Origin of the sequence: Virgibacillus alimentarius (assembly GCF_000709085.1) — a bacterium.
Lineage (GTDB): Bacteria > Bacillota > Bacilli > Bacillales > Amphibacillaceae > Virgibacillus_B > Virgibacillus_B alimentarius.
In genome coordinates this window covers 56,937-79,953 of sequence record NZ_JFBD01000010.1, presented here as the reverse complement: position 1 = coordinate 79,953, position 23,017 = coordinate 56,937, and the positions used below count along the sequence as shown (strand labels likewise).

General features: G+C 41.0%; 21 protein-coding genes and 1 pseudogene. 15 read left to right on the top strand and 7 right to left on the bottom strand.

Going from position 1 to position 23,017, the window contains the following annotated elements; translation table 11 throughout:
• Positions 1–234: 234 nt before the first annotated feature.
• The 3 genes and pseudogenes from GZ63_RS0102250 to GZ63_RS0102240 form a co-directional block, all read right to left on the bottom strand.
• The gene (locus tag GZ63_RS0102250) at positions 235–1,524 is read right to left on the bottom strand and encodes a GntP family permease (protein WP_029266442.1); all 1,290 of its coding nucleotides are present in this window, start codon (positions 1,522–1,524) and stop codon (positions 235–237) included.
• 96 nt (positions 1,525–1,620) lie between these two features.
• A pseudogene (locus GZ63_RS16300) lies at positions 1,621–3,128 on the bottom strand (CoA-acylating methylmalonate-semialdehyde dehydrogenase).
• A gap of 29 nt (positions 3,129–3,157) precedes the next feature.
• A complete protein-coding gene (locus tag GZ63_RS0102240; RefSeq protein WP_029266440.1) occupies positions 3,158–4,048 on the bottom strand; it encodes an NAD(P)-dependent oxidoreductase in 891 nt (296 codons plus the stop codon).
• 305 nt (positions 4,049–4,353) lie between these two features.
• On the opposite strand from GZ63_RS0102240, the gene GZ63_RS0102235 reads away from it, so the two are divergent.
• Positions 4,354–5,910: an EAL domain-containing protein gene (locus GZ63_RS0102235; protein ID WP_029266438.1), complete on the top strand. Its 1,557-nt coding sequence runs from the start codon at positions 4,354–4,356 to the stop codon at positions 5,908–5,910.
• 114 nt (positions 5,911–6,024) lie between these two features.
• Here GZ63_RS0102235 and GZ63_RS0102230 read toward each other — a convergent pair whose 3' ends face one another.
• Positions 6,025–6,498, bottom strand: a complete 474-nt coding sequence (locus tag GZ63_RS0102230; protein ID WP_029266436.1) for a hypothetical protein — start codon at positions 6,496–6,498, stop codon at positions 6,025–6,027.
• Between the two features lies 1 nt (position 6,499).
• A complete protein-coding gene (locus tag GZ63_RS0102225; protein ID WP_029266434.1) occupies positions 6,500–6,694 on the bottom strand; it encodes a helix-turn-helix transcriptional regulator in 195 nt (64 codons plus the stop codon).
• A gap of 199 nt (positions 6,695–6,893) precedes the next feature.
• Between GZ63_RS0102225 and GZ63_RS0102220 the strand changes: the two genes are divergently transcribed.
• From GZ63_RS0102220 to GZ63_RS0102205, 4 genes are all read left to right on the top strand, one after another.
• The gene (locus GZ63_RS0102220; protein WP_029266432.1) at positions 6,894–7,595 is read left to right on the top strand and encodes a response regulator transcription factor; all 702 of its coding nucleotides are present in this window, start codon (positions 6,894–6,896) and stop codon (positions 7,593–7,595) included.
• Complete coding sequence (locus GZ63_RS0102215) at positions 7,592–9,040, top strand: sensor histidine kinase (protein ID WP_029266430.1); 1,449 nt, start codon at positions 7,592–7,594, stop codon at positions 9,038–9,040. The genes GZ63_RS0102220 and GZ63_RS0102215 overlap by 4 nt, the downstream gene beginning before the upstream one ends.
• Positions 9,041–9,054: 14 nt before the next feature.
• Positions 9,055–10,143 (top strand): LolA family protein, encoded by a 1,089-nt coding sequence (locus tag GZ63_RS0102210; protein ID WP_029266428.1) that lies wholly within the window; start codon positions 9,055–9,057, stop codon positions 10,141–10,143.
• Positions 10,144–10,303: 160 nt separating this feature from the next.
• Positions 10,304–10,504 carry a hypothetical protein gene (locus GZ63_RS0102205; protein WP_156947662.1) on the top strand — a complete coding sequence of 67 codons (201 nt, stop codon included), beginning with the start codon at positions 10,304–10,306 and terminating at the stop codon, positions 10,502–10,504.
• A gap of 299 nt (positions 10,505–10,803) precedes the next feature.
• Here the strand turns inward: GZ63_RS0102205 and GZ63_RS0102200 are convergent, their stop codons facing one another.
• Positions 10,804–11,688: a LysR family transcriptional regulator gene (locus tag GZ63_RS0102200; RefSeq protein ID WP_038220865.1), complete on the bottom strand. Its 885-nt coding sequence runs from the start codon at positions 11,686–11,688 to the stop codon at positions 10,804–10,806.
• Between the two features lie 155 nt (positions 11,689–11,843).
• Here GZ63_RS0102200 and GZ63_RS0102195 point away from each other — a divergent pair, with 155 nt between their 5' ends.
• The 10 genes from GZ63_RS0102195 to GZ63_RS0102155 all read left to right on the top strand — a co-directional run bounded on the left by GZ63_RS0102195 (position 11,844) and on the right by GZ63_RS0102155 (position 22,329).
• Positions 11,844–12,905: an NAD(P)H-dependent flavin oxidoreductase gene (locus GZ63_RS0102195; protein ID WP_029266422.1), complete on the top strand. Its 1,062-nt coding sequence runs from the start codon at positions 11,844–11,846 to the stop codon at positions 12,903–12,905.
• A gap of 536 nt (positions 12,906–13,441) precedes the next feature.
• Positions 13,442–14,158, top strand: coding sequence for an endonuclease/exonuclease/phosphatase family protein (locus tag GZ63_RS0102190; protein ID WP_156947661.1), 717 nt, complete (start codon positions 13,442–13,444; stop codon positions 14,156–14,158).
• Between the two features lie 93 nt (positions 14,159–14,251).
• On the top strand, positions 14,252–14,767 hold the full coding sequence (locus GZ63_RS0102185; RefSeq protein WP_029266418.1) for a superoxide dismutase family protein: 516 nt from the start codon (positions 14,252–14,254) through the stop codon (positions 14,765–14,767).
• A gap of 435 nt (positions 14,768–15,202) precedes the next feature.
• A complete protein-coding gene (locus GZ63_RS0102180; RefSeq protein WP_029266416.1) occupies positions 15,203–16,351 on the top strand; it encodes an iron-containing alcohol dehydrogenase in 1,149 nt (382 codons plus the stop codon).
• Positions 16,352–16,363: 12 nt separating this feature from the next.
• Positions 16,364–16,672, top strand: a complete 309-nt coding sequence (locus GZ63_RS18265; protein WP_051681359.1) for a hypothetical protein — start codon at positions 16,364–16,366, stop codon at positions 16,670–16,672.
• A gap of 105 nt (positions 16,673–16,777) precedes the next feature.
• Complete coding sequence (locus GZ63_RS16295; RefSeq protein ID WP_084178906.1) at positions 16,778–18,085, top strand: GAF domain-containing sensor histidine kinase; 1,308 nt, start codon at positions 16,778–16,780, stop codon at positions 18,083–18,085.
• Positions 18,078–19,535 (top strand): sigma-54-dependent transcriptional regulator, encoded by a 1,458-nt coding sequence (locus GZ63_RS0102170; protein ID WP_029266414.1) that lies wholly within the window; start codon positions 18,078–18,080, stop codon positions 19,533–19,535. Before GZ63_RS16295 ends, GZ63_RS0102170 begins: the two co-directional genes overlap by 8 nt.
• A gap of 312 nt (positions 19,536–19,847) precedes the next feature.
• Positions 19,848–20,861 (top strand): alcohol dehydrogenase AdhP, encoded by a 1,014-nt coding sequence (adhP, locus tag GZ63_RS0102165; RefSeq protein WP_029266412.1) that lies wholly within the window; start codon positions 19,848–19,850, stop codon positions 20,859–20,861.
• A gap of 64 nt (positions 20,862–20,925) precedes the next feature.
• Complete coding sequence (locus GZ63_RS0102160; RefSeq protein ID WP_051681357.1) at positions 20,926–21,531, top strand: carboxymuconolactone decarboxylase family protein; 606 nt, start codon at positions 20,926–20,928, stop codon at positions 21,529–21,531.
• A 66-nt stretch (positions 21,532–21,597) separates the two neighbouring features.
• Complete coding sequence (locus GZ63_RS0102155) at positions 21,598–22,329, top strand: 4'-phosphopantetheinyl transferase family protein (RefSeq protein ID WP_029266407.1); 732 nt, start codon at positions 21,598–21,600, stop codon at positions 22,327–22,329.
• A gap of 212 nt (positions 22,330–22,541) precedes the next feature.
• On the opposite strand, the gene GZ63_RS0102150 is transcribed toward GZ63_RS0102155, so the two are convergent.
• Positions 22,542–22,871 (bottom strand): ATP-binding cassette domain-containing protein, encoded by a 330-nt coding sequence (locus tag GZ63_RS0102150; protein WP_051681356.1) that lies wholly within the window; start codon positions 22,869–22,871, stop codon positions 22,542–22,544.
• Between the last annotated feature and the right edge of the window lie 146 nt (positions 22,872–23,017).

Genomic DNA, 23,017 nt, shown 5'->3' with positions numbered 1-23,017 from the left:
CAGGCAACAAATATAACCACCCGTAAAAGCCTTATGCACTTATATTTACTGTGCCATATTGAATAAGCATTGTTTACAGCGAAATTACAAAATAAACCATCTCCCAGATTACTAGAAGGTGGCTTATTCTGTCTTATTAGCGAAAAAGCTAATCTTCTTCACCATCATGCATATCACTGCTGGAAAAAGCGAATTTTTCTTTACATCGTTTGTTCAAATCCGCTTGCGTTCCGATTAATAGATTCCCAAACTAGCCAGCAGAATAGCTGGTATGAGTGACAACATTGGAAAGGCAATCGCGATAACGGCAATATCTTTATACGATTCCTTATGTGACATGCCGGTGACGATTAAAATGGTTAAAACAGCTCCATTATGCGGAAGTGCATCCAGTCCGCCGGAGGCAATGGAAGCAATACGGTGAAATGCTTCTGGAGCGATTCCGGTAGCTTGTGCGATTTCGTTGTACTTTTGCCCTAAAGCTTCCATGGTGATACCAAGCCCTCCTGAAGCGGAGCCGGTTGCTCCTGATAATAGATTGGTAGCAACCGTCAGGGATATCAATGGATTTGCATCCAATCCAAGCACAAAATCACTCAACTTCTGAAATCCGGGAACTGCGCGTACCACGGTTCCAAACCCGACTGCAGCAGATGTATTGATCATCGCCATCACTGAATCCCCTGCACCCTTGTTCAGTGCAGGTACAAACCCTTTAAATCGTTTCACGGATAAAAGCAAAATCAAGAGGATACCGCTCAGGAGGGAAATGACAATATCCCATTTGAAGAGATTCAGTGTAATAATGACAGCTAAAATGGGAAGTAAAGATAAAAGAATGTGTGGCGGGTTTTCCATCAGCTGCTTTTTTACCTTTTCATCTTCGTCCGATCCAATGAAAACTTCGCCCGCTGCTTTTAATTTCTTTTCCCTCCATTTTAAATAAAGGATGGATCCAACTCCCATTACAATCGCCGCAGCAACCCCCATCATTGGTGCCGCAGCAGCGGTTGTACCAAAATAATCCGTTGGGATCAAATTTTGGATTTGCGGTGTCCCGGGAAGCGCAGTCATGGCAAAGGTCATCATGCCAGCAACGATGGTTCCCGGCATCAGTCTTTTTGGAATGTCAGCCTCCCTGAACATACTTACGGCAAGTGGATAAACAGCGAATACAACGACAAAAACACTAATCCCACCATAAGCCAGAACACTGGAAGCGAGTACGACGCCAATTGTTGCTTGTTTTTTTCCGAAAAGCTTGATGATTCCTGATGCGATCGATTGGGCCATACCGGTATATTCCATTAATTTTCCCAAAATAGCACCAAGCATAAAGACAGGGAACCAGCTTTTCGTGAAATCAACAAAACCTTCCATATAGGTGCCTGTATAGGCATCGAGTAAATCAAGTCCACCAAATAATGCAACAACCCCCGCGCAAATCGGGGCAATCCAGATAATAGACCAGCCTCTGTATGCAAGGATAATAAGCAACAAGAGCCCTAATACAATTCCTAGCATCCAATCACCTCGAGAATGAAAAACGTTAACGTTTTCAAATGGATATGTGATTATGGTTGGGCCCCGTGTGAAAACGGAGCCATCATCATTTTTCGTTTAACTGCTCGGAAAATCAAAATTTGTTTCGCTCTTTGTATCTGCTTCCGGCCATCGTTCTGAAACGGTTTTTGTGTTTGTGAAAAAGCGCGCGGTATCTGGTCCAAACATCTGACCCTCACCAAAACGAGACCCTTTCCACCCACCAAAGTTATGATAGCCGACTGGAATTGGAACAGGTACGTTGACACCGACCATGCCGACTTCGATTTCCTGCGTAAATTTGCGTGCATGTCTGCCGGAGTTGGTGAAAATCGTTACACCATTTCCATATGCATGATCATTAATGAGATCAATTGCTTGATCAAGCTTTCCGCCGTCACAATTGCACGTGCAGGGCCGAAAACTTCCTCCTTATACATCGCCATTTCCGGTGTGACATGATTGAACAGCGTGGCACCGAGGTAAAATCCGTTCGCATTGTTTACAGAAGGATTCCTTCCATCGACGACGATATTTGCTCCTTCTTTTTCCGCCGATTCGATTGCGCGTAATACGCTCTGTTTTGCTTCTTCACTGATCAAGGCCCCGAAATCGGCAGTTTCATCTTGATAAGCACCCGGTTTTAGGTTTTTTACTTTCTCTTTTGCTTTTTTTGTAAAAATTTCTGCTGCTTTTTCTCCCACTGGCATAGCGACTGAAATAGCCATACAACGCTGGGAAGCAGAGCCAAAAGCCGCACCAACAAAAGCATCAACTGCAAGGTCCATATCAGCATCTGGCATGATCACCATATGGTTTTTTCCACTGCCAAATGCAGCAACCCGCTTATGATGTTTGGTGCCAGTTTCATAGATTTTTTCTGCGACTTTCGTAGAACCGACAAAACTGATTGCTTTTATATCTTTATGGGTAATAATGGCATTGACTGTATCCTTGTCCCCGTTGACAACATTCCAAACCCCCGCAGGAAGCCCGGCCTTTTCCCAGAGATCCGAGAGGAAGAGAGCGGAATAAGGCACCTTTTCAGAAGGCTTCAAAACCATTGCATTTCCAACAGCAACTGCCATCGTACTCATCGCAAGTGGCACCATCACAGGAAAATTGAAAGGCGAAATACATGTAACGACGCCGAGCGGCTGTTTTATCGAATAGGCATTAATATCTCCACCCACATTGACAGAGTGCTCGCCTTTTAGGATATGCGGTGCCCCGATAGCTAGATCAATCGACTCCATGCCCCGTTTAATAGCTCCTTTTGCATCAGAAATCGTTTTACCATTTTCTTTGCCGATTAATCGAGCCAGCTCATCCGTATGTTCGCTTACGAATTGACGAAATTTAAACAATACCGCTACTCTTTTTCCAACGGAAGTTTTCGCCCACTTTGCAGCGGCTTCTTTGGCTAATTTTATCGTTTGATCCACTTCTGCATCCGTAGCATACGGTACCGTGGCAATTTTTTGCCCCGATGAAGGGTTGTACACATAACCAAATCTGCTACTCGTACCTTTTACTTTTTTACCATTGATATAATGCATAATCCGATCTAATGTTGTTACTTCCATTTATCCATCCATCCTTTTTAAAATAAAATTCATGATTGCTTTTTCTTGGCATGCAGCTGCTTTAACATCAAATACGTAGCAGACATGTCCTTATCTGCATAGCCATCCATATGGTCATCAAAATATTGAATCAGTGTTTCAACCAGGGGCAGCGTTCCTCCGGACACATACTTGGCCAATTTCAAATCTTTGTGTAATAGGGAAGCAGTGAACGCTCCCTTCCTATATTCATCTTGAGAGATAAAATTTTTATGATTTCTTGAGAACACATCGCTTTGCCCGGAACTTACAGAAACGATCTGATGAATAAGATCGTGATCAAGCCCATAATGATCTGCAATGGACAAAGATTCAGCGACCGCTTGATTATGAATACCAGTCATGAGATTGTTGATTAATTTGACTATCGTCCCCATGCCAGCATCTTCATCAATTTGGAAAATATTTTTCCCAATTGCGTGCAGATATGGCAAAGCATGGGGATAGGCTTCTTTTTTGCCACCAACCATAACGGTCAGTGTAGCTGCTTCTGCTCCGGAAACACTGCCACTTACTGGTGCCCCTAGATATTGCATGTTTTTTTCTGTGGCTTTCTCCGCTATTTTTCGGTTTAATTCCGGAGAAACCGTGCTTACATCGACGAATGTAAGGGGAGAGGAGCCATGATGAATCAGGCCAGCTTTACCAAGATAAACCTCCTCTACAATTTGCGGTGTCGGGAGGCTGGTGAATAGTATATCCACTTCATCGGTAAGCGTTGCTACCGTGTAGCCTGTCTTTCCACCAATCGCTGCTAAACGTTCCTCATTTACTTTCTTAATGTCCACACCGTATACCGTGAACCCGCTTTTTAATAGATTGGATGCCATCGGAAATCCCATGTTTCCAAGTCCAACGAAACCAACCTTCTTTTTGTCCATACACACCCTCCTTGTTTGCGTATAAGTGTTATCCTGCTAAACGATACGGATTATTTATAGCGCCTCTATAAGTATATTTTGAATAGCTATTAAAAATGATAAGATTTTGACAATAAGAGGGTCTGTCCTCTAGGCGAGAGGAGGGGAACTGCCCACACGAAGTACATCCCCGAATTTCACCGAATGAAACGGAGGGGTTACGATCGTTCTCCCTCCAGTTTATACCGAATAATTTTGGCAGGACTGCCCTTACGAAGTCGTGTATAATGAAGAAGAATCTTAGTTTTAATAAAGAGGGAATTAAAATGCAGAAAAAACGACTTACGCAATTAAGGAAGACTGCACTTTACTATGTTCTTCCTTCCTTCATCATCATGATGATGAGTTGCTCCGTGATTTATTTTAGTATGTACTATATTATCCACCATGAAGATACAACAGCATTTACCTTTGGAGATAATTATGGCTATCTAGCTGATTTTTTTAATGGAATCACCACACCCATATTAACGATAATTACGGCACTATTTGCTTTATGGGCATTTTTGAGTCAGAAGGAACAGCTTAAATTACAAAAAGAAGAATCAGTGAGGCAGCGGATTGAAGGAACTTTTTTCCAATTATTTGATCTACATAGTAACATGGTAAGGGATTTGGTATACGAAGCGCCAAATGGTTTTGGGCGTCACGGGGGACAGGATTTTTTCAAAAAGGCATATACAGATTTGATGCAAATTTATCTCGCGGAAGAAGATACGGATGAGGATTTGCGATTACTTGCCTCGATGCAAAAACTAGATAAAATTCATGCGAATAATTTCCATTTATATTACAAAAATCTATTTCAATTGTTCTATTGGATCTATGAACATCGTGAACAACTTTCCGAAAATCAAAGAAATTCATATGTGGAATTGATTCGAGCGCAATTATCCCATTATCAAATGATGCTGGTGTACTTTAACGCCAAATTTTTTGGGAGAAACTTCTTTTATAAAGTACTGGATGAATTAAATTTTTTAAATAAATATAATTTGGATGGGCATGGCAGTGTCGAAGAAAAATTTCGAATGGAAGTGGAAGCATTTCAGTCCCAAAATAGTGAACCAGCAGCAACCTTAGAAAACATCAATACAACAACATGTGCCTTTAGCAGGGATGAATTATTCCAAGCCTTGCAAAAGCAGGAAATCAAGATTCATTATCAGCCAATTGTTGATCGTGATACGTTCAAAGTAATCTGCAGCGAGGCATTGTTGCGCTGGAATCATCCAGAGAAAGGAGAAGTAAAACCGAATGAATTCGTGCATCAAATGGAGAATTACGGATTAACTCATGACGTATTTGAATATTTATTACGTAATGTTTGTGAACACATTAAAAAGGATAAAACAAATGTTGTCTATTCCGTAAATATTTCTGTTGAACAGCTGCTTTTGTCAGGATTATCAGAAAGCGTGTCTAATATATGCAGGGAATATCGTGTGCAACCTGATCGATTGCAGTTTGAGATTACCGAGAGCAAAGAATTATATAAGCGGAAGCAGATCAAACAGATTATGCATTCTCTTCGGACAAAGGGATTCCGGGTTGGACTTGATGATTTTGGAAACGGATATTTTTCTTTCAACGACCTCGTCGATTTACCGATTGATTTTATGAAACTGGACAAAAGCCTCGTGTATAAATTAGATCAGGAGCCCAATTTGGAGTCAACAATTAAAAAAATGCTAGAAATTTTCAGGTTGCAGGAATGGGATGTGACTGTAGAGGGCATTGAAACTGCCGATCAACTAAAAACTTGGCAAAACCTCGGTGTCGATGCAATGCAAGGGTACTACATAGGAAAGCCTAAGGCGTAAAAGCTTGAGTGACAGCGTTATGGGTCTTGTCCAAATAGCGCTGGAAATTCAACTTTGATGAAAATTATCAGTAGAACATCGCAAACCACGGTACCAAATCGATTCTATCAAGTCTTAATCATCCAGCAAATCCTTGTTTTTCTTGTACGATTTTTTTAAGGAAAGGTAATTCAAGATAAAGAAGAAAATTGCGGCAAAAGTAGCTGATCCACCAATATCAAATGTTTCTTCAAGATTGGATGGAATGCCTTTGAATAAGATAGAAATAAATAAAAAAATGATCCAGAAATGAATAGTGCTATAAATTCTCAACCTTTTTTCTTTTTGATATCGTTTTTCTGATGCAACGTCTGGATATTCAATACCGGTCAACGTAGAGCGAAGAGTCGTATACGTGATTAAAAATCCAATACAAAGAAGTGCCATCCTATCACCAGGCATATCCATCTCTACTATAAATGATTCAACCATTAAATACAGAAACAGCGACACACCCAGTATGAAAACGGCTTCGGCAATAAAGTAAAGAAGTCGTTTTTCCCTATACTCATCCTGTGGAAGTAAATTGGCAATCCATGTTTTTTCCATCTTAATCATCCTCCCAAAATAAATCATCGAGCGTCTTCCCCAATGTTTTGGCAATTGCAATGCAAAGCTTAAGACTCGGATTGTATTTTCCTTTTTCGATCAGTCCGATTGTCTGTCTTGCCACCGACACCCGGCTGGCAAGCTGCTCTTGTGTAAGTGATTTTTCTACTCGAGCCATTTTTATTCGATTCGACATTTAGTCACCATCCACGCTATATATATATGTCATTTAGACATATATATATTACATTTTATTTTTAAAAAAGTCAATCATACACGTTTTGACATAGCTGCGAAATGATAAAATGAAGAACGCTTAATTATAAAGAAATAATAAACTTTCCTTTATCTTTATAAAAGGATGCTATATTTACATTTGTAGGGGAGGAATCATCATGCAAGCTCGTCTTTTACTTGTGGAAGATGACTCAGAAATTGCTGGCATTACGCGGAATACACTCATACAAGAAGGGTATGAAGTAACTTGGGCAACTACAGGTCTTGAAGGATGGGAAGATTTTCAGGGAGCCAAGTATGACCTCGTCCTTGTTGATCTCATGTTGCCAGAAATGGATGGCTTCACTTTATGCAAAAACATTCGCTTGAAAAGTGATGTCCCGATCATTATTATCAGTGCCCGAAAAGAAGATGAAGATAAAGTCGAAGGGCTTGGCCTGGGCGCGGATGACTACTTGGCAAAACCCTTTAGTCTTGTTGAATTAAAAGCACGCATCAAGTCACAACTACGTAGATGGCGACGATATCAAGGCGTTTGTGAAACAGGAAATAGATCTAGGTACACAGACGGCTTAACGATTGATTGGGATCAACGTAAGGTCATGCTTCATGGGGATGAACTTTTATTAACTGTAAAAGAATTTGACTTACTCCATGTTTTAGCAAAGCACCCGCAGCGCACTTTTTCAAAACAAGAACTCTATGAACATATATGGAACCAAGTTGAAGCGGAAGGGTTGCACACGGTTACTGTGCATATTAAATCGTTACGTGAGAAATTAAAAGACCCTGTAAAAACCCCCTATTTTATTCAGACCGTTTGGGGAAAAGGTTACAAGTTTATAGGTGACCTGCTGTGAAAATAAAAACATGGCTATTATTATCTTATTTAATCGTGATGATTCTTCCTTTGATGACAGCTTATTTCCTTTTTGCCTGGATCCATTCGTATAACAATGAACAAAAAGTGGAAGAGCACGTGCAAATCCAAATGGAGTTAGATGACCTAAAACAAATTTTAGACGATCCAAAACTATATACCTCTCAAACAGATCGAAAAAAAATTAAGAAATATGCGGATCAGACAAAATCAATCACGCTTTATGACCAGAATGGAGTGATTATCTATACATCTAATCCTTCATTTAAATCAACGAGGTATGGACTTAGCAAGGAGCAACTATATCAAGAATTATACACATTAGAACAAGGATACAGTTCCTATTCGTATAAACAACCCGTCTTCGATAATCGAAAACTCATTGGTTTTTTTGATGTGCAAATAGCTCGTGACGAATGGGTAGCAGGTGTGACAAATCGTAGTTATATTGTTGGAGGACTGTTTTTTGTTGTATTTACGCTTATTTATTTAACAGTTATTCTTCTTGTTAATAAAAAATTTAACTTGCGTCTAACCGGGTTGATGAATGACATGACAGCTTTTGCTACTGGTAAAGACGTTCATGAACGCCAGACAAAGCAAGATGAAATTGGAAAATTAACAGCGCATTTTTTTCATATGAAACATCAAATCGATACAGCAAGAAAAACAATTGAACAGGAACAAGAAGCGAAAGAATACTTAATCGCAAGTGTTTCCCATGATCTAAAAACGCCACTTACATCCATTATGGCTTATGCTGAAGCCCTTCACACGCAAAAACTAACAGATCAAGAACAAAATGAATATCGCCAAGTGATTATGGAAAAGGCGGATTTTATGCAGGTTATGTTAGATGACTTGTTAACATACACGTTACTCAAGTCACCGAGCCATACGATGGAATTAGTGGAAGTGGAAGGCAGTGAGTTTTTTGAAATGCTAGTCTCAGATTATGAGGCGTTATGCATAAACAAAGGCATTGAATTACAGGCAGATGCGGATGTTGTTGGAACGTATGACTTGAACCCAAAACAAATGATACGTGTGGCTGATAATTTAGTTAGTAATGGGATTCATTATACAAAAAAGGCAGGTCATCTGTGGATTGCTGCCCGATCAAGTGAAAAGATGCCCCCTGATTGGTTATTTGAATTTATACCCACAAATGAATTGTTAACGAAAGGTGCTGTTTATTTCATCGTTCAAAATGAAGGAAAAGGAATAGCAAAAGAAAAATCAGCTTATGTTTTTGAACCGCTTTATCAAGCAGATGAAGCACGGAGTATACAATATAAACATGGATCGGGACTAGGTTTAAGTATTACTAAACAAATTATTGAAAAACATGGCGGCGAAGTCTTTTTATTTTCAAAAGAAAACGTTGGTACATGTGTCATATGCAAACTACCTAAATTGAAGTGAAAAGGGGAAGAAAAATGAAAATCTATCAAGCTTTAGTAACTTTATGTGTGACAGGAGGAATTTTTATGATGACGGCTTGCTCGGAAACAAGTGATTATTCTCCAGAGCAAATGATTAATAATGCTTTAGATGAGAAAGAATCTGAATCATACGTAGCTGAAGCGACATCAACGATTCGTGAAAATGAAGACGTTGTGGAAGCAATGAAGATGAAAGAATGGCATAGTAAAGATGGAAAGATAAGGGTCGAAATTGAAAATCAAAATGAAGAAGAAAAAGCGATATCGGTCAATGATGGGGAAAAGATTACAACATATGAAGTAGAGCAAAATCAAGCGATTGTGGTTGATGATGAAGAAATATTGGAATTTAATCAACCATCACCTAAAGAACAAGTTGATTTGATTCTTGATATGGTTCGTGATACGCATCAAATAGAAGGAAAAGGGGAAGAAGAAATAGCTGGTCGATCCGCGTACCATCTGGTAGCTACCCCGAAAAAAGATGATGTTTTACTGGGAAAACAAGAAATATGGATTGATAAAGAAAATTGGATTGTTTTAAAGATCGTTTCCAGTACAGGCAATCAAAAGACAGAAATAGTCTATAACAATATTGATTTTGATACGAGCATTCCTGATGAAAAATTTACACTTGATCTACCTGATGATGTAGATATCGTTAACTCAGATGACTTACTAAAGACGGAAGAAGTGACGTTAGAGGAAGCAAAAGAAGGTATTGGAAAACCTTTTCTTTACTTTCCTGAGGAAGACGGGGTAGCGATATCAGCCATCGAAATGGATGAACTAAAAGGTAAACTTAACCGGACGGAGATTAATATTGATTATAAGAAAGAAGATGCACCATTTTTAACACTATCTGTTTTTGAATCGCCTGAAGATACAGATGAAGATCTTCTCCTCCCTGATGAAGAAAAGGTTACGATTCGTAATCAGGACGGAACCTATACAGATTCAAATGATTTTCGTGCTTTATTTTGGCAAGAAGATGGATTAAATTACTCCCTTGTTATCATTGATCCAAGCCTTACATTGGAAGAGTTACAAGCATTAACGGAAACAATGGATACGGTGAAGTAAGTGGTTCGTTTTTAAAGCGTCTTTCCCGTAGTGGGTAAAAATCACTCTTATTTATATTTTAATGATCCTTTTCCCTATATATATATCTTTTGTTGCACAATGGACGGAGATTCGGGCTGACTTTTTAGGAGCAAAGCTTTTAGAGGGTGGAATGACCCAAATGGCAGAGGGTCTCCGTGAATTAGGATTAGCACAAGATAAAGCAAGGGATAAAAGACTTCAATATGGCGGGGCAGACGAAAAGCCAATGAAAAGAACGTCGAGTATAGATCGTGATAATTGTTTTTTCAGGTTTATTGAATTCAACTTCAAGCACATCCGCCACTGTACTGGCGAATCAAATCCGTCACTTCTTCGTTAAGTTGGCGTAAGATACGAAAGGCTTGGTTAGGTGCTCGGATCAAGGAATCATTACCTGACTGGGGAAGGAAAAAAGTCAATTTGTAGCGGCTAGCACATCATACTACCATTGTATTTACAAGGGATGTCGTGTTTTCATGGCCACTAAATCAAGGGATACCTACCTATTTTCAGGGTGCGAAAGTGGAGTTATTATGAAAACAATAGACAACCCCATCAAGGGGGGATGGATAGGAATAATCTCTCACCGGCTGGATAAAGCACATGAGGGATTATTTTTTGTCATTTTTATCACACCTACTATCCCTCAACTTCAACAATTCCCTCATCATAAAAAATCTCCTTAAACTTACAAAATGCGGATGTTTGCACAATATCCTTATGATGAATAAACCATGTCTGGACCTTCCCATATGGTTCTGGCAGGGGAAATCTTGTGATCGTTTTGCTTTGGTTAAGTTGATCAGTTGCCGTTTTTGGCAAAAGGGAAACGCCCAGTCCAGCTTGAACACAGCCCATTATCCCGTCCAATGTGTTCAACTCCATCATCCGTGTGGGAATAATTCCTTTTGACTCCAGCCATTTTTCCAGCGTATCTCGGTAAAAGCAGCCGGACTTGAATACGATGAACAGTTGCTTATCTAACTGATCAAATTCCGCGTTGGAAAGGGAATTTTTCTTTGCAATCAGCATCAGTTCTTCTTCAAAAGCCTCGATTTTCACAAGGTTTGGATGACGGACTTCTCCTGCAACAAATGCACCATCTATTTCACGTTTTAAAGCAGCTTTGATAAGTTCTTTTGTAGTTCCGGTTTGAAGCGATAATTCAACTGCTGGATAGTGATCATGATATCCAGATAATATCCGCGGCAATCGGGTAGCAGTTGTTGTTTCCATGGAACCGATGGACAAAGTTCCACTCGGTGCATGAGATTCCTTTAATGATTTTTCCGCATCATCCATCAGCTGGAGCGTTTGCACCGCATAGGATAAAAGCATTTTGCCGGGTGAGGTTAGTTCAACACCCTGTTTATGCCGATAAAATAACTTGGTTTCGTATTTTTGTTCCAGCCGTTTCATTTTCGCGGTGACATTGGATTGAACAAAGTTCAGGCTCTCAGCCGCTTTTGTCATGTTGGCATGCTTTGCCACTTCCTTAAAAACACGAAGATCTTCCAGATTCATATAAAAACCTCCAGCCGATGTTCAGGTATCATTATTTTTGATGGTAAGCAACAAGAAACATCCTTTTACGTGTTTATGTCTCTTCATTATAATAGATATAAAGCATTTTTAGAAACCGTTTGAAAGTTGAACAACTGATAGGGGGAATAAGTTGCATGTGGAATAAAAATGAGCTTACGCAAAAGTTGGGAATTGCTTATCCAATTATCCAGGCAGGAATGGCCGGGGGTGTGACCACACCAGAATTGATAGCTGCTGTCTCCAACGCCGGTGGGTTAGGAAACTTAGGTGCAGGCTATATGCAACCGGAGCAGATGAAGCAGACGATTCAGAAGGTTAAAGCATTAACGGATCAGCCCTTTGGTGTTAATGTCTTCATACCAGAAATTCCAGAAGTATCTGAAGTGGATTTGGAAAAGGTGAATGAATGGCTGCGTCCTTTTCGCGAAGAGCTAAAATTGAAGGAACCGGCTGTGGGAAAGCCATCGACTGCTCTTTTTGAACAACAATTGGAGATCATTATCGAGGAACAAGTACCTGTTTGCAGTTTTACATTCGGTGTTCCTTCAAAAGCAATCATTCAACAGCTAAAACGGGAAAATATTACACTCGTAGGTACTGCAACAACGGTCAACGAGGCAATGATCAATGAAGAAATCGGAGTGGATATGGTTGTCGTGCAGGGCAGTGAGGCAGGTGGTCACCGCGGAACTTTCTCGATTCCTTTTGGTGAGGCGATGGTTGGCACAATGGCGCTTGTTCCGCAAACCGTGGATCATATCGGTATCCCGGTAATTGCAGCAGGGGGCATTATGGATGGGCGGGGAGTTCTCGCAGCACTCACCCTTGGTGCCCAGGCCGTCCAGATGGGAACAGCCTTTGTCACCAGTCTGGAAAGCGGGGCGAAAAAGCAGCACATCGAGTCAATTTTAAACAGCACAGAGGATCAGCCGCAGATCACCTCCGTATTCAGCGGGAAGCCGGCACGAGGCATTCAAAATGAATTCATGACGAAAATGGCGCCATATGAAAAAGAATTGCCGAGTTATCCCGTACAAAACGCGCTCACAAAGGAAATCCGCACAGAAGCGGCAAAGCAAGATAGGCCGGAGTGGCTGAGCCTTTGGAGCGGGCAGGGGTCTCGGTTAAGCAAAAGGTTATCCGCACGTGAATTGGTAGTGGGCATCGTTTCTCAAGTAAATCAGCTTGTGAGATAGGGGACTCCTCGGATTTTGTCGAAAAAAGAAATAAAGGGGGACAGCTCCTCGCCTGCCCCCTTTATCCCCGTTCGACAATATTAATTTCCCCTATATTCGTTTCAACGGATACATGGTGCTTCTGCATCAAAGTAATTTTCATTCTTCCAAATCCTTTTACCATTCCTACATTTGAATGTGCCTGAAAGGAAACATGACTAAGTTCTTGCTCACCTGCTCTCCTTCTCTTTTTAAAAAAATGTGGTAATAACCATTATAAACTATAGCTTGTTTAAATTTTATACACAGTTTTATACACATCGTTAACAGGATCAAATAAGTAATTAACAAGGTTATACACAAAATCCACAAGATAAAACACAGATATCCACAGGTTTTATCCACAATTAATCATTTTAAAAAGCTCATCCCTCTTGAACATATGAAAGGAAGGATAGGGAGGGCTGCTTTATCAAACAGCCACGTATGGCTTCCTACATAACAATCTGGGGTCCGGTTAATGCCATCGGTCTCCGTTAAGGGGGGGATTAGCATTGATGCATCGATTAAAAGTTTTAACGTGGAATATACGCCAGGGCGGAAAAAAGGCAATCCTTCAAATTGTTGATTCACTCAAGGAGCACCGGGCTGATGTGATCGTGCTGACAGAATACAAGCAAAATCAGACAGGTGCGTTTCTTACTTCGGAGCTGAGGCAAGCAGGGTGGCATCATATCCAGTCATCCGATCCGCCAAACCGAGAAAATGGTATTCTTATTTTATCCACTTATCCACTCGAAACTTGTGAAGTCCCTTTTTCCAACGAGCATGGATCCCACCGCTGGAACGAAGTATATCTCCCGACCCATCACTTATTTTTACTAGGGGTCCATGTCCCAAATGTGAATGAAACGTATGACAAGCAATTTTTTTGGGAGCAAATCCTTGAGCATAGTGAACGCAGATCCGGTATCCGTTCCATCGTTGCAGGGGATTTTAATACCGCAAGAAGTGATGAAAAGAAACGCGCACCAAAGAAATATAGTAATTTTATCATGAAAATGGAAGCAAACGGATGGACCGACGCCTGGAAACAAATACACAAAGATACACTGGACTATACATGGTATAGCCATAAAAAGAACGGATTTCGTTTGGATTACATTTTCCTATCACCGGATCTCTCCGGTCGTTTGACGGAATGCTGCCTCTCCCACCACGAACGAATTGAAAATTTTTCAGATCACTCCTTGTTAATAGCGGAGATTAGATAAAAAATCTCTAGCCCTTTTTTAACCACCTTTCACGAAGTGGGCTCCCTGGGCATAAAATAGTGTGTCACCAAGAATCAGGGAGGAAATATAAATATGTATTCTTATCATTATCATCCATATCAAATGTACTACCCAGTCAGGCAAGAGGTAACAAGAGCATTTGCACAAATAAGAGGAAGCGAGCTTGCTCCAAACCTCCATGGGTACGTCACATTTATGGAGGTTCCTTATGGGACAGAGGTAACCGTGGAAGTAGCAGGCCTGCCTGCGTATCAACCTGCACAAGGAGATCAGGATCCCATCGGCCCCCACGGCTTCCATATTCATAAACATGCAAACTGTACAGTAGGAGATGAATCAGATCCATTCCAAGCAGCAGGTGGACACTGGAATCCCGATAATCAGCCCCACGGCAATCACGCAGGGGATTTTCCAGTACTTTTTTCCAATGATGGTTACGCAAGAATGACATTTTTTACAAATCGGTTCCGCCCCCAAGATGTGGTCGGAAGATCGGTTATGATCCACCAAAATCCCGATGATTACCGCTCACAGCCATCCGGAGATTCCGGGAAACGGATTGGATGTGGTCCAATTAAAGCATTTTAAACAATGAAGCAGACTTCCTTCTTTCTGATGAGGCAGTCTGCTTTTTTGGGAGTGGGATGGTGTGAGTAAGGTGTAGTTTGTATAGATAGACTATCTTCCTATGGATGTGTGACAAATTTATAGATAGCTAGGGGTAGAAGTGCTGCGTGAGTTTTGGGTATTATTACTCGACTTAGTAGCGTTATCGCGCGAGCAAGGCATGGAGCCGCTCGAGTTCATGTAGCTGCCGCTCGAGTGAGGCATGAAACTGCGCGAGTCCGGAGCGTTATTGCTCGAGTGGAGCACAACGCACCTTAACATCCAATCCACTAGACAGAAAAAAACGCGTCAAGTAAACTGAAAGAAAACGTTGTATTTGTACGATGAGCTCCGGATAAGAGGGAAAAACTTCAGATTTATGAGAAAGCTAGAATAATAGGGATGGGGGCGTTATTCATGCATATCAGCAAATTTGTTACACCGGAAATTATTTTTGGAGATGGAGCTGTGGATCAAGTGGGAGAAAGCTGTAGGAGGCTTGGTGCTCAAAAAGTGCTTATTGTCTGTGATGATGGTGTGATGCATGCGAACTGGGGAGAAAAGGTGGTGAAAAACTGCCAGGATGCCAATCTTGCCTGCACCGTATTTAGTGATATAACTTCCAATCCGAAAGATAAGGAAGTTCATCGCGGAGTTAAGGTATATCTTGACAACGAATGTGACGCTGTTGTTGGTGTTGGCGGAGGGAGCGCACTGGATGCAGCGAAGGCGATTGCTATTATCGCAACAAATGGTGGCAATATTCACGATTATGAAGGTGTTGATAAAATCGACCTGCCTCTGCCGCCGCTTGTCATGGTTTCTACAACCGCTGGATCAGGTTCGGAGGTATCTCAATTCTCAATCATTGTTGATACAGGATTAAAAAAGAAGCTGACAATTGTTTCGAAATCGCTTATTCCAGATATTGCGATTGTGGATCCGATTACGCTCTCAACGAAAGACGCTGCACTCACTGCTTCTACCGGACTGGACGTTTTAACCCATGCAATTGAAGCTTATGTCAGTGTTGCTGCAACTCCGTTGACAGACGTACAGGCGAAAAATGCCATTTCCCTTGTTTCTGAATATTTGCGTCCCTCAGTTGCTTCAACGTCCAATAAAGAAGCGAGAAATGCAATGGCCATGGCAAGTTTGCAGGCTGGACTTGCTTTTTCAAACGCTATCCTTGGTGCTGTACATGCCATGTCTCATGCGATTGGAGGACGTTTTTCCTTAGAACACGGAGAGATCAATGCTGTGTTGCTCCCCTACGTCATGGAGTACAACCTGCTGGCAGCCCCGAAACAATTTGCCGTTATGGCAGAAATGATGGGGGAAAACATCAACGGCTTAACGGCCATGGAAGCCGGGAAAAAAGCGATTTCCTATGTAAGAAAGCTAGCTCGGGACATTGGAACACCTACAACATTATCGGCGATGGGGCTGGATGAAAGCGCTATTCCTGTCATGAGTCAGATTGCCATAAAGGATGCATGCATGATTACTAACCCCAGAGACGTAACGATTCGTGATGTCGAAGAATTGTTTCGTCTGGCTTTGTAAGGAGGAAAACCTATGCAGCGTAAACAAGATCTTATTGAATCACTAACAGGCATCAAGTCCTCGAAAAAAAGTTATTATACAGAGCTGAAGAAAACGATGGCGCAAATGCAGAAGAAAAACGCAGAACTAGCAATCATTAATGATATGATGAAAAGTTTTGATTTGGATATGTCGATTGATGCGATGCTTAAAAATCTGCTAGAAAAACTAAAGCCGATTTTTCGTTTATCTAGACTCAGTTTTGCGATGCTGGAAGATAGCCAGCTTGTTTTAAAAAAATGTCTATCCCACAAGCAGCTTCTTAAGGCCAGTCGGGTGTGAAATTCATGATGAAAACTCCCTTTATTGGCAAGTGATTAAAGAAAAAAGGATCATTTGTCGAACACCTGAAAATAAACATATGGGATCGTACCTGAAAATAAACATATGGGATCGTACCTGGAAGAAAAGGCTTTTGAGCAACTACAAATAAAGAGTAATTGTGTAATCCCTCTGATTTCAAGAAGAAGTGTGATAGGTGTGCTCTGTCTTGGTAGTAAAGAAAACATCACATTCCATGAAGCAGACTTGGCATTTTTTCAGCATCTGGCAGATCAATTTGCCGTATGTATTGAAAACTCACGCTTGTACCATGCAGTTGTTAAGAGCAAGAAGGAATGGGAAGATACGTTTCATGGTGTACAGGATCTTCTCATTGTTGTGGATAAAAATGGTGTCATCCAGCGTTTCAATGCAGCAGTTTCCAAACTTCTCCAACTGCCGGATCAACAAATAAATGGAAGAACAATACAAAGCGTTTTTTCTCTGTCTGATGATGAGAATCAAGAACTTCTAAGGCAAAGTCACCTCAAGGAAAGCTCCGTTTCGAAGCAAATTCGACTAAAAAATGACCGTATTTTTGCGGTGTCGATATCACCTGTTTACCATGAGGAAACGCAAGACACCATTGGGTCGATTCTTAATATGAAGGATGTCACCGAAAGAGTTCATATGGAATCACAGCTCATGCAATCGGCAAAACTGGCCGCCATTGGCGAAATGGCAGCAGGGGTAGCCCATGAACTCAACAGTCCGTTAACTGCCATTCTCGGAAATTCCCAATTGCTCATGCGGAAATTGGATAAACAAGATCAGCCATACCGTATGGTGGAAGCTATTTATAATTGCGGGGAAAGAAGCAAAAAAATTATTCGCAATCTGCTTACTTTTTCTAGACAGGATGATTTACGCTTTGAAACATGTTCGGTCAATCTGGCGGTGGAACAAGTCATTAGCTTAACTGGTTATCAAATAGAGCGGCAAAATATTCAACTTAATAAGCAATTGAACCATGATATTCCATTCGTTGAAGGAAATATGCAGCAAATCGAACAAATCGTTATTAATCTGCTTATGAATGCCAAAGACGAGCTAGAGGCATGTACCCATTCAAACAAAAATATAACGATCAAAACAAGTGTACAGGAGAGGGGAGGTTCAAGCTGGGTCATGCTTAGCGTTTCGGATAACGGGAGAGGAATCCCAGTGGAAAAACAAGATGACATTTTTTATCCCTTCTATACGACAAAGGAAGCGATGAAAGGGACAGGCTTGGGACTGTCGGTAAGCCTTGGCATTGCAAAGTCACATGGTGGAATACTTGAGATTTGTAATAGGGAAGAACAGGGGAGCTGTTTTTGCTTCATGATTCCTTCCCACACGAAAAAAGAAAATGGGGAGGATGTGCATGGATAACATATTAGTCGTTGACGATGAGCAGGAAGTTGGCAATTTTTTATCGTTTTTATTAGAAGAGAAAGGCTATCGTGTTAGTGTGGCCGAAAGTGGAAAACAAACATTGGATTTATTAAACGATCACAAGTTTGGACTTGCGATGCTCGACGTTAGGCTGCCGGATGCGAATGGACTGGATCTATTAAAAGAAATCAAGCAAAAGCTCCCATTGTGCAAAGTAATTATCATGACTGGATATAGCACGGTAAAAACGGCAGTGGAGGCAATCAAGCTTGGTGCAAATGATTATATTGAAAAACCATTTGAAGATATCGATCAGTTGGAAGTTCAAATTGATGCACTTTTCAATGATAAGGATTACACAGAAAATACAATTGAAAGTCTGGCACATGGGGTTGGATTTATCATTGGTAAGCAGGCAGAAATGAAGCATTTGGTTACATTGGCTTATAAAATTGCATCTAAAAATGTCAACGTACTAATAGAAGGAGAAACAGGTACAGGGAAGGAGGTTTTGGCACGCTTTATCCATCAGGCAAGCGCGAGGAGAGATCAGCCATTTATTGGAATTAACTGTGGCGCACTGTCCCACGCTTTACTCGAAAGCGAGTTGTTCGGACATGAAAAAGGGGCCTTTACGGGCGCCGTCAACCAGCGTAGCGGCATTTTTGAAATTGCAAGCCAAGGGACATTGCTGTTGGATGAAATCGCAGAAATGACTCCCGCCGTCCAAGTAAAATTGCTGCGTGTACTGGAAACACGCGAATTTATGCGAGTCGGTGGAGAAAAACCTTTGAGAACAAATACACGCATCCTTGCCGCATCCCATGCGAATCTGGGAGAAACGGTTCGTCAGCAACAGTTCAGAGAAGATTTATTTTACCGTTTGGATGTGGTAAAACTGCAAATTCCATCTTTACGAGAACGGAACAAAGACATTCCCTTGTTTGTCTCTTATTTCCTTGAAAAAAATAGTTCCAGCTTAACCTTTTCTGATGAGGCGATGAATCTCCTAAAAAACTATAGCTGGCCCGGTAATGTCCGCGAACTTGCAAATACTGTAACGCAGCTCACGACACTAATGGATGGGGAAAAGACAACCATCACGCCAGCTGATTTACCAGAAAAAATTATTCTTGGAAATGAAATTCAAACGCGTGAAAAGAATAGTAGCCAGCCAGTCCAAACAACGGATGATGACACAACAGACCTGAAATCTTTTTTAAACGCATGGGAAAATCATATGATCCATTCGCTGGAGGATCTTCGTAACTTTGACTTTAATCACATCGAAAACCAGATTAAAGAACTGGAGCATCGGGTCGAAACCACATTTATGAAACAGGCTCTCATTGAAGCTGATGGGAACCGAAAAGAAGCGGCACATCTCTTAAATATTTCCCAGCGAAAGTTCCGTTATCTGTTGAATGAAAAAAATAAGGAAGATTAAAAACGCTTCTGAAATGGAAAGCGAGTGCAACGTTGGCATATGTGAGGGGGTAATCCCACCGGTCGATTTGCACGTTTCTCCGGTTGAAATTTCATCCCTCCAGTCGATTTGCCCGTTTCTTCGGTTGATAATCTTTTACGAACCAGACCAATACCAATTTTTTGGCAGGTTAGCCGACTTTTCGACAGACTTGCCGATTTTTTGGCACTTCATCTCCCTTTCATGTTGAAATGATCCACTTTTTCTATTGGCATGACAATTGCATGTATCATCATGAAACGATATCTTAAAATTATTTTAGGAGGTTATTTCATGAAAGCTGCAGTTGTTAATGAGTTTACCAAAGATCTTGAAATCAAAGAGGTGCCTGTTCCTGAGCTGGAACACGGTGAAATTCTGGTCAAAATAAAAGCTACTGGAGTTTGTCATACGGACCTGCACTGCAAAACGGGTGATTGGCCGGTTAAGCCGAAGCTTCCTGTTATCCCTGGGCATGAAGGTGTTGGAATTGTTGAAAAGGTTGCTGATGGTGTGAAATCGATTAAAGTAGGTGACCGGGTTGGGATTCCGTGGCTATACTCTGCATGCGGCGAATGTGAATATTGTTTAACTGGCAGAGAGACATTATGTCATGATCAGGAGAATGGCGGTTATTCAGTGGACGGGACCTTCGCTGAATATTGCAAGGCACCAGCGGATTACGTGGCAAAGATTCCTGAAAATGTCAGTTTTGAAGAAATCGCTCCTATTCTTTGTGCCGGAGTGACCACGTACAAGGCTCTAAAAGTCTCTAGCGCAAAACCAGGGGACTGGGTAGCTATTTTTGGAATCGGCGGTCTTGGACATATTGGGCTTCAATATGCCAAAGTAATGGGATTTAACGTGATTGCAGTCGATATTCATGAAGATAAACTTGCGCTTGCTAAAAAGTTAGGTGCAGATAAAGTCATCAATTCCATAAAAGCGGACCCTGCACAGGTAATGAAAGAAGAGGTTGGCGGCGTTCAAGCAGCGATCAGTACAGCTGTTGCCAAAAAGCCGTTCGAACAAGCCTATCAATCTGTCAAACGTGGCGGTACACTGGTAGCGGTAGCTCTTCCGAACGATGAATTGCCGATTCCGATTTTTGATACTGTATTAAATGGCGTATCCGTTAAAGGCTCGATCGTTGGCACAAGAAAAGACCTACAAGAAGCGATCGACTTTGCAGCACAAGGCAAGATCAAAGCCAATTTAACAGTCGAACCTCTTGAAAATATTAATGATATTTTTGACCGAATGGAAAAAGGAAAAATTGACGGCAGAATCGTCATGAACCTTTCTTAGAAGGTGCCTGTCACTTCCCGAATTTTGTCGAATAAGAAATGAATGATGAACAGGAGGAAAAAGTATGTATAAAGACACCCTATATAAAAGTGCATATTTCAAGCGATTAGAACAAATTAAAAATAAAAATTCGGATATCTACCAGACGTTTTTTGTTCATCCAGAGGGCCCGGATTCAGACGTCTTATCACCAAAGTTAAAAGAATTAATTATCATTGCGGTTGCACATACAACAGGGTGTCCTTATTATGTTAAACTTCATGTTAATCATGCGGAAAATAAAGTAGTATCAAAAGAAGAAGCAGTGAAAGTGATCAAGCTCACAGCAGCCTTAAAGGCGGGAGCAGATATCGCGCATGGTGTGGTTTCCTTAAACGCCTTCAGTAAAGTTGACCAGGGTAGGGTGTATCGGTCTGTTTATTTCCATAAACTTCAGGCATTCTCCTCTTTAAGTGAGGCTGCTTCAAAAGCATTTACCGAATTCTCTCATCGGCATGAGCAGCCAAGTTTACTTGACGCAAAAGAAAAAGCGCTCATTGCGGTCGCTGTTGCATGTGCATCCGGATGTACCCACTGCATGGACTTACACTTAAAAAATGCCAAAAACTCCGGCGCAACCAACAAAGAAATCGCAGGTGCCTGTCACTTCCCGAATTTTGTCGAAAAATAAGAGGGGGTTACACTCCTGCCCTAGCGGTAGGGGGGATCTCCTCGAAAATAAAGGATGGTGTGTCGATTGGTTAGGATTTATGCAGTTCATTTGGATCAGATGCTTGACCAAGAAACATTTCATCAATTGTCGACTTATCTGTCAGTAGAAAGGGAAAATCGAATACGTGCATTACAGAATAATCTGGCAGCACATCGGACATTAATCGGCGGCCTGTTGGCCAGATATGTGTTAAGCAAAAAATTACAAGTTGCAAGCAGTGATTTATGCTTTTATCAAAATGAGTATGGTAAACCATTGTTGAAGTCAAGTAGGCCCCTTCACTTTAATCTGTCTTATTCTGGAGAGTGGGTTGTCTGCAGTATCAGCTCAACGTCTGTTGGGGTTGCTATTGAAAAAATGAATCCGATTGATTATGCTAAAGCGAAACGATTTTTCACTCCTGATGAATATGCGGAATTGCTGAACAAAGAAGAAATAGAGCGATTAGCATATTATTATCGGTTATGGTGCTTGAAAGAAAGTTACCTAAAAGCAACTGGAAAAGGATTGTATCATTCCATGGATGCTTTTAGCATCACCCCTTCGATTCGTTCTGGGCAATATGAGGTTGAAAACGGGAAACAAACCTTTTATGTTAAAGAATACGCACTCGATCCAGCGTATAAACTGGCTGTTTGTGCTAAAAATAAAGGATTTGCCGAACAGATAAAGCAAATGCAGGCGAGCTTCCTCGTCCGTAATTTCATGGCAGCGTCCGAATCACACACCACACCGTTTTCAGCTAAATTAATATAACGTATACTTTTTGATCTAAATTTTCCTTAGGGCAACTATTTACATCTAGATAAATATAAAAGAGGATTGAGCTACAGCAAGGAGGGATTTTGATTCGTTACTTACGTAAAATGGACCAGCCATTTTAACCGTACAATCAGACTTTCCCAGGGTGCCCTGTGGTCAATTCCATGACTTATAGATCCACACAAAAAGCTTAATATTTCTCTCTATTAAGCTTTTTGTGTGTGTTTCTCTCGTCTGTATTCACCTAATTCAACTGTTTCGTCTGCATAATTCCACATATTTTTATTGTGGTTGATCATAATTAAAATAAGTTTCTGTTCATTTTTTATTTTAGTTAAAGCTTCCAAGATGGATTCTTCCGTTTTCGCATCGAGATGATTCGTTGCTTCATCTAAAATGATGTTAGAAGGGTTGCTTAAAAGTGTTTTAGCCAAATACAACCGCTGTTTTTGTCCACTGGAGAGATTCGCCCCACTATCCTGAAGTCTACTGTTTAATCCATTTGGAAGGCTTTTTATGACTTCATCCACATCCATTTTTTAACATACATCATTACGTTAGGTGCCTGGCACTCCCCGAATTTTGTCGAATAATATTGCCGTGTCCTATGAGACATGAATAAGTTAATGACTGCGGTTGTCCTTTGTTTGCCTAACGAAAGTCAATAAGATTGGATGCTAAA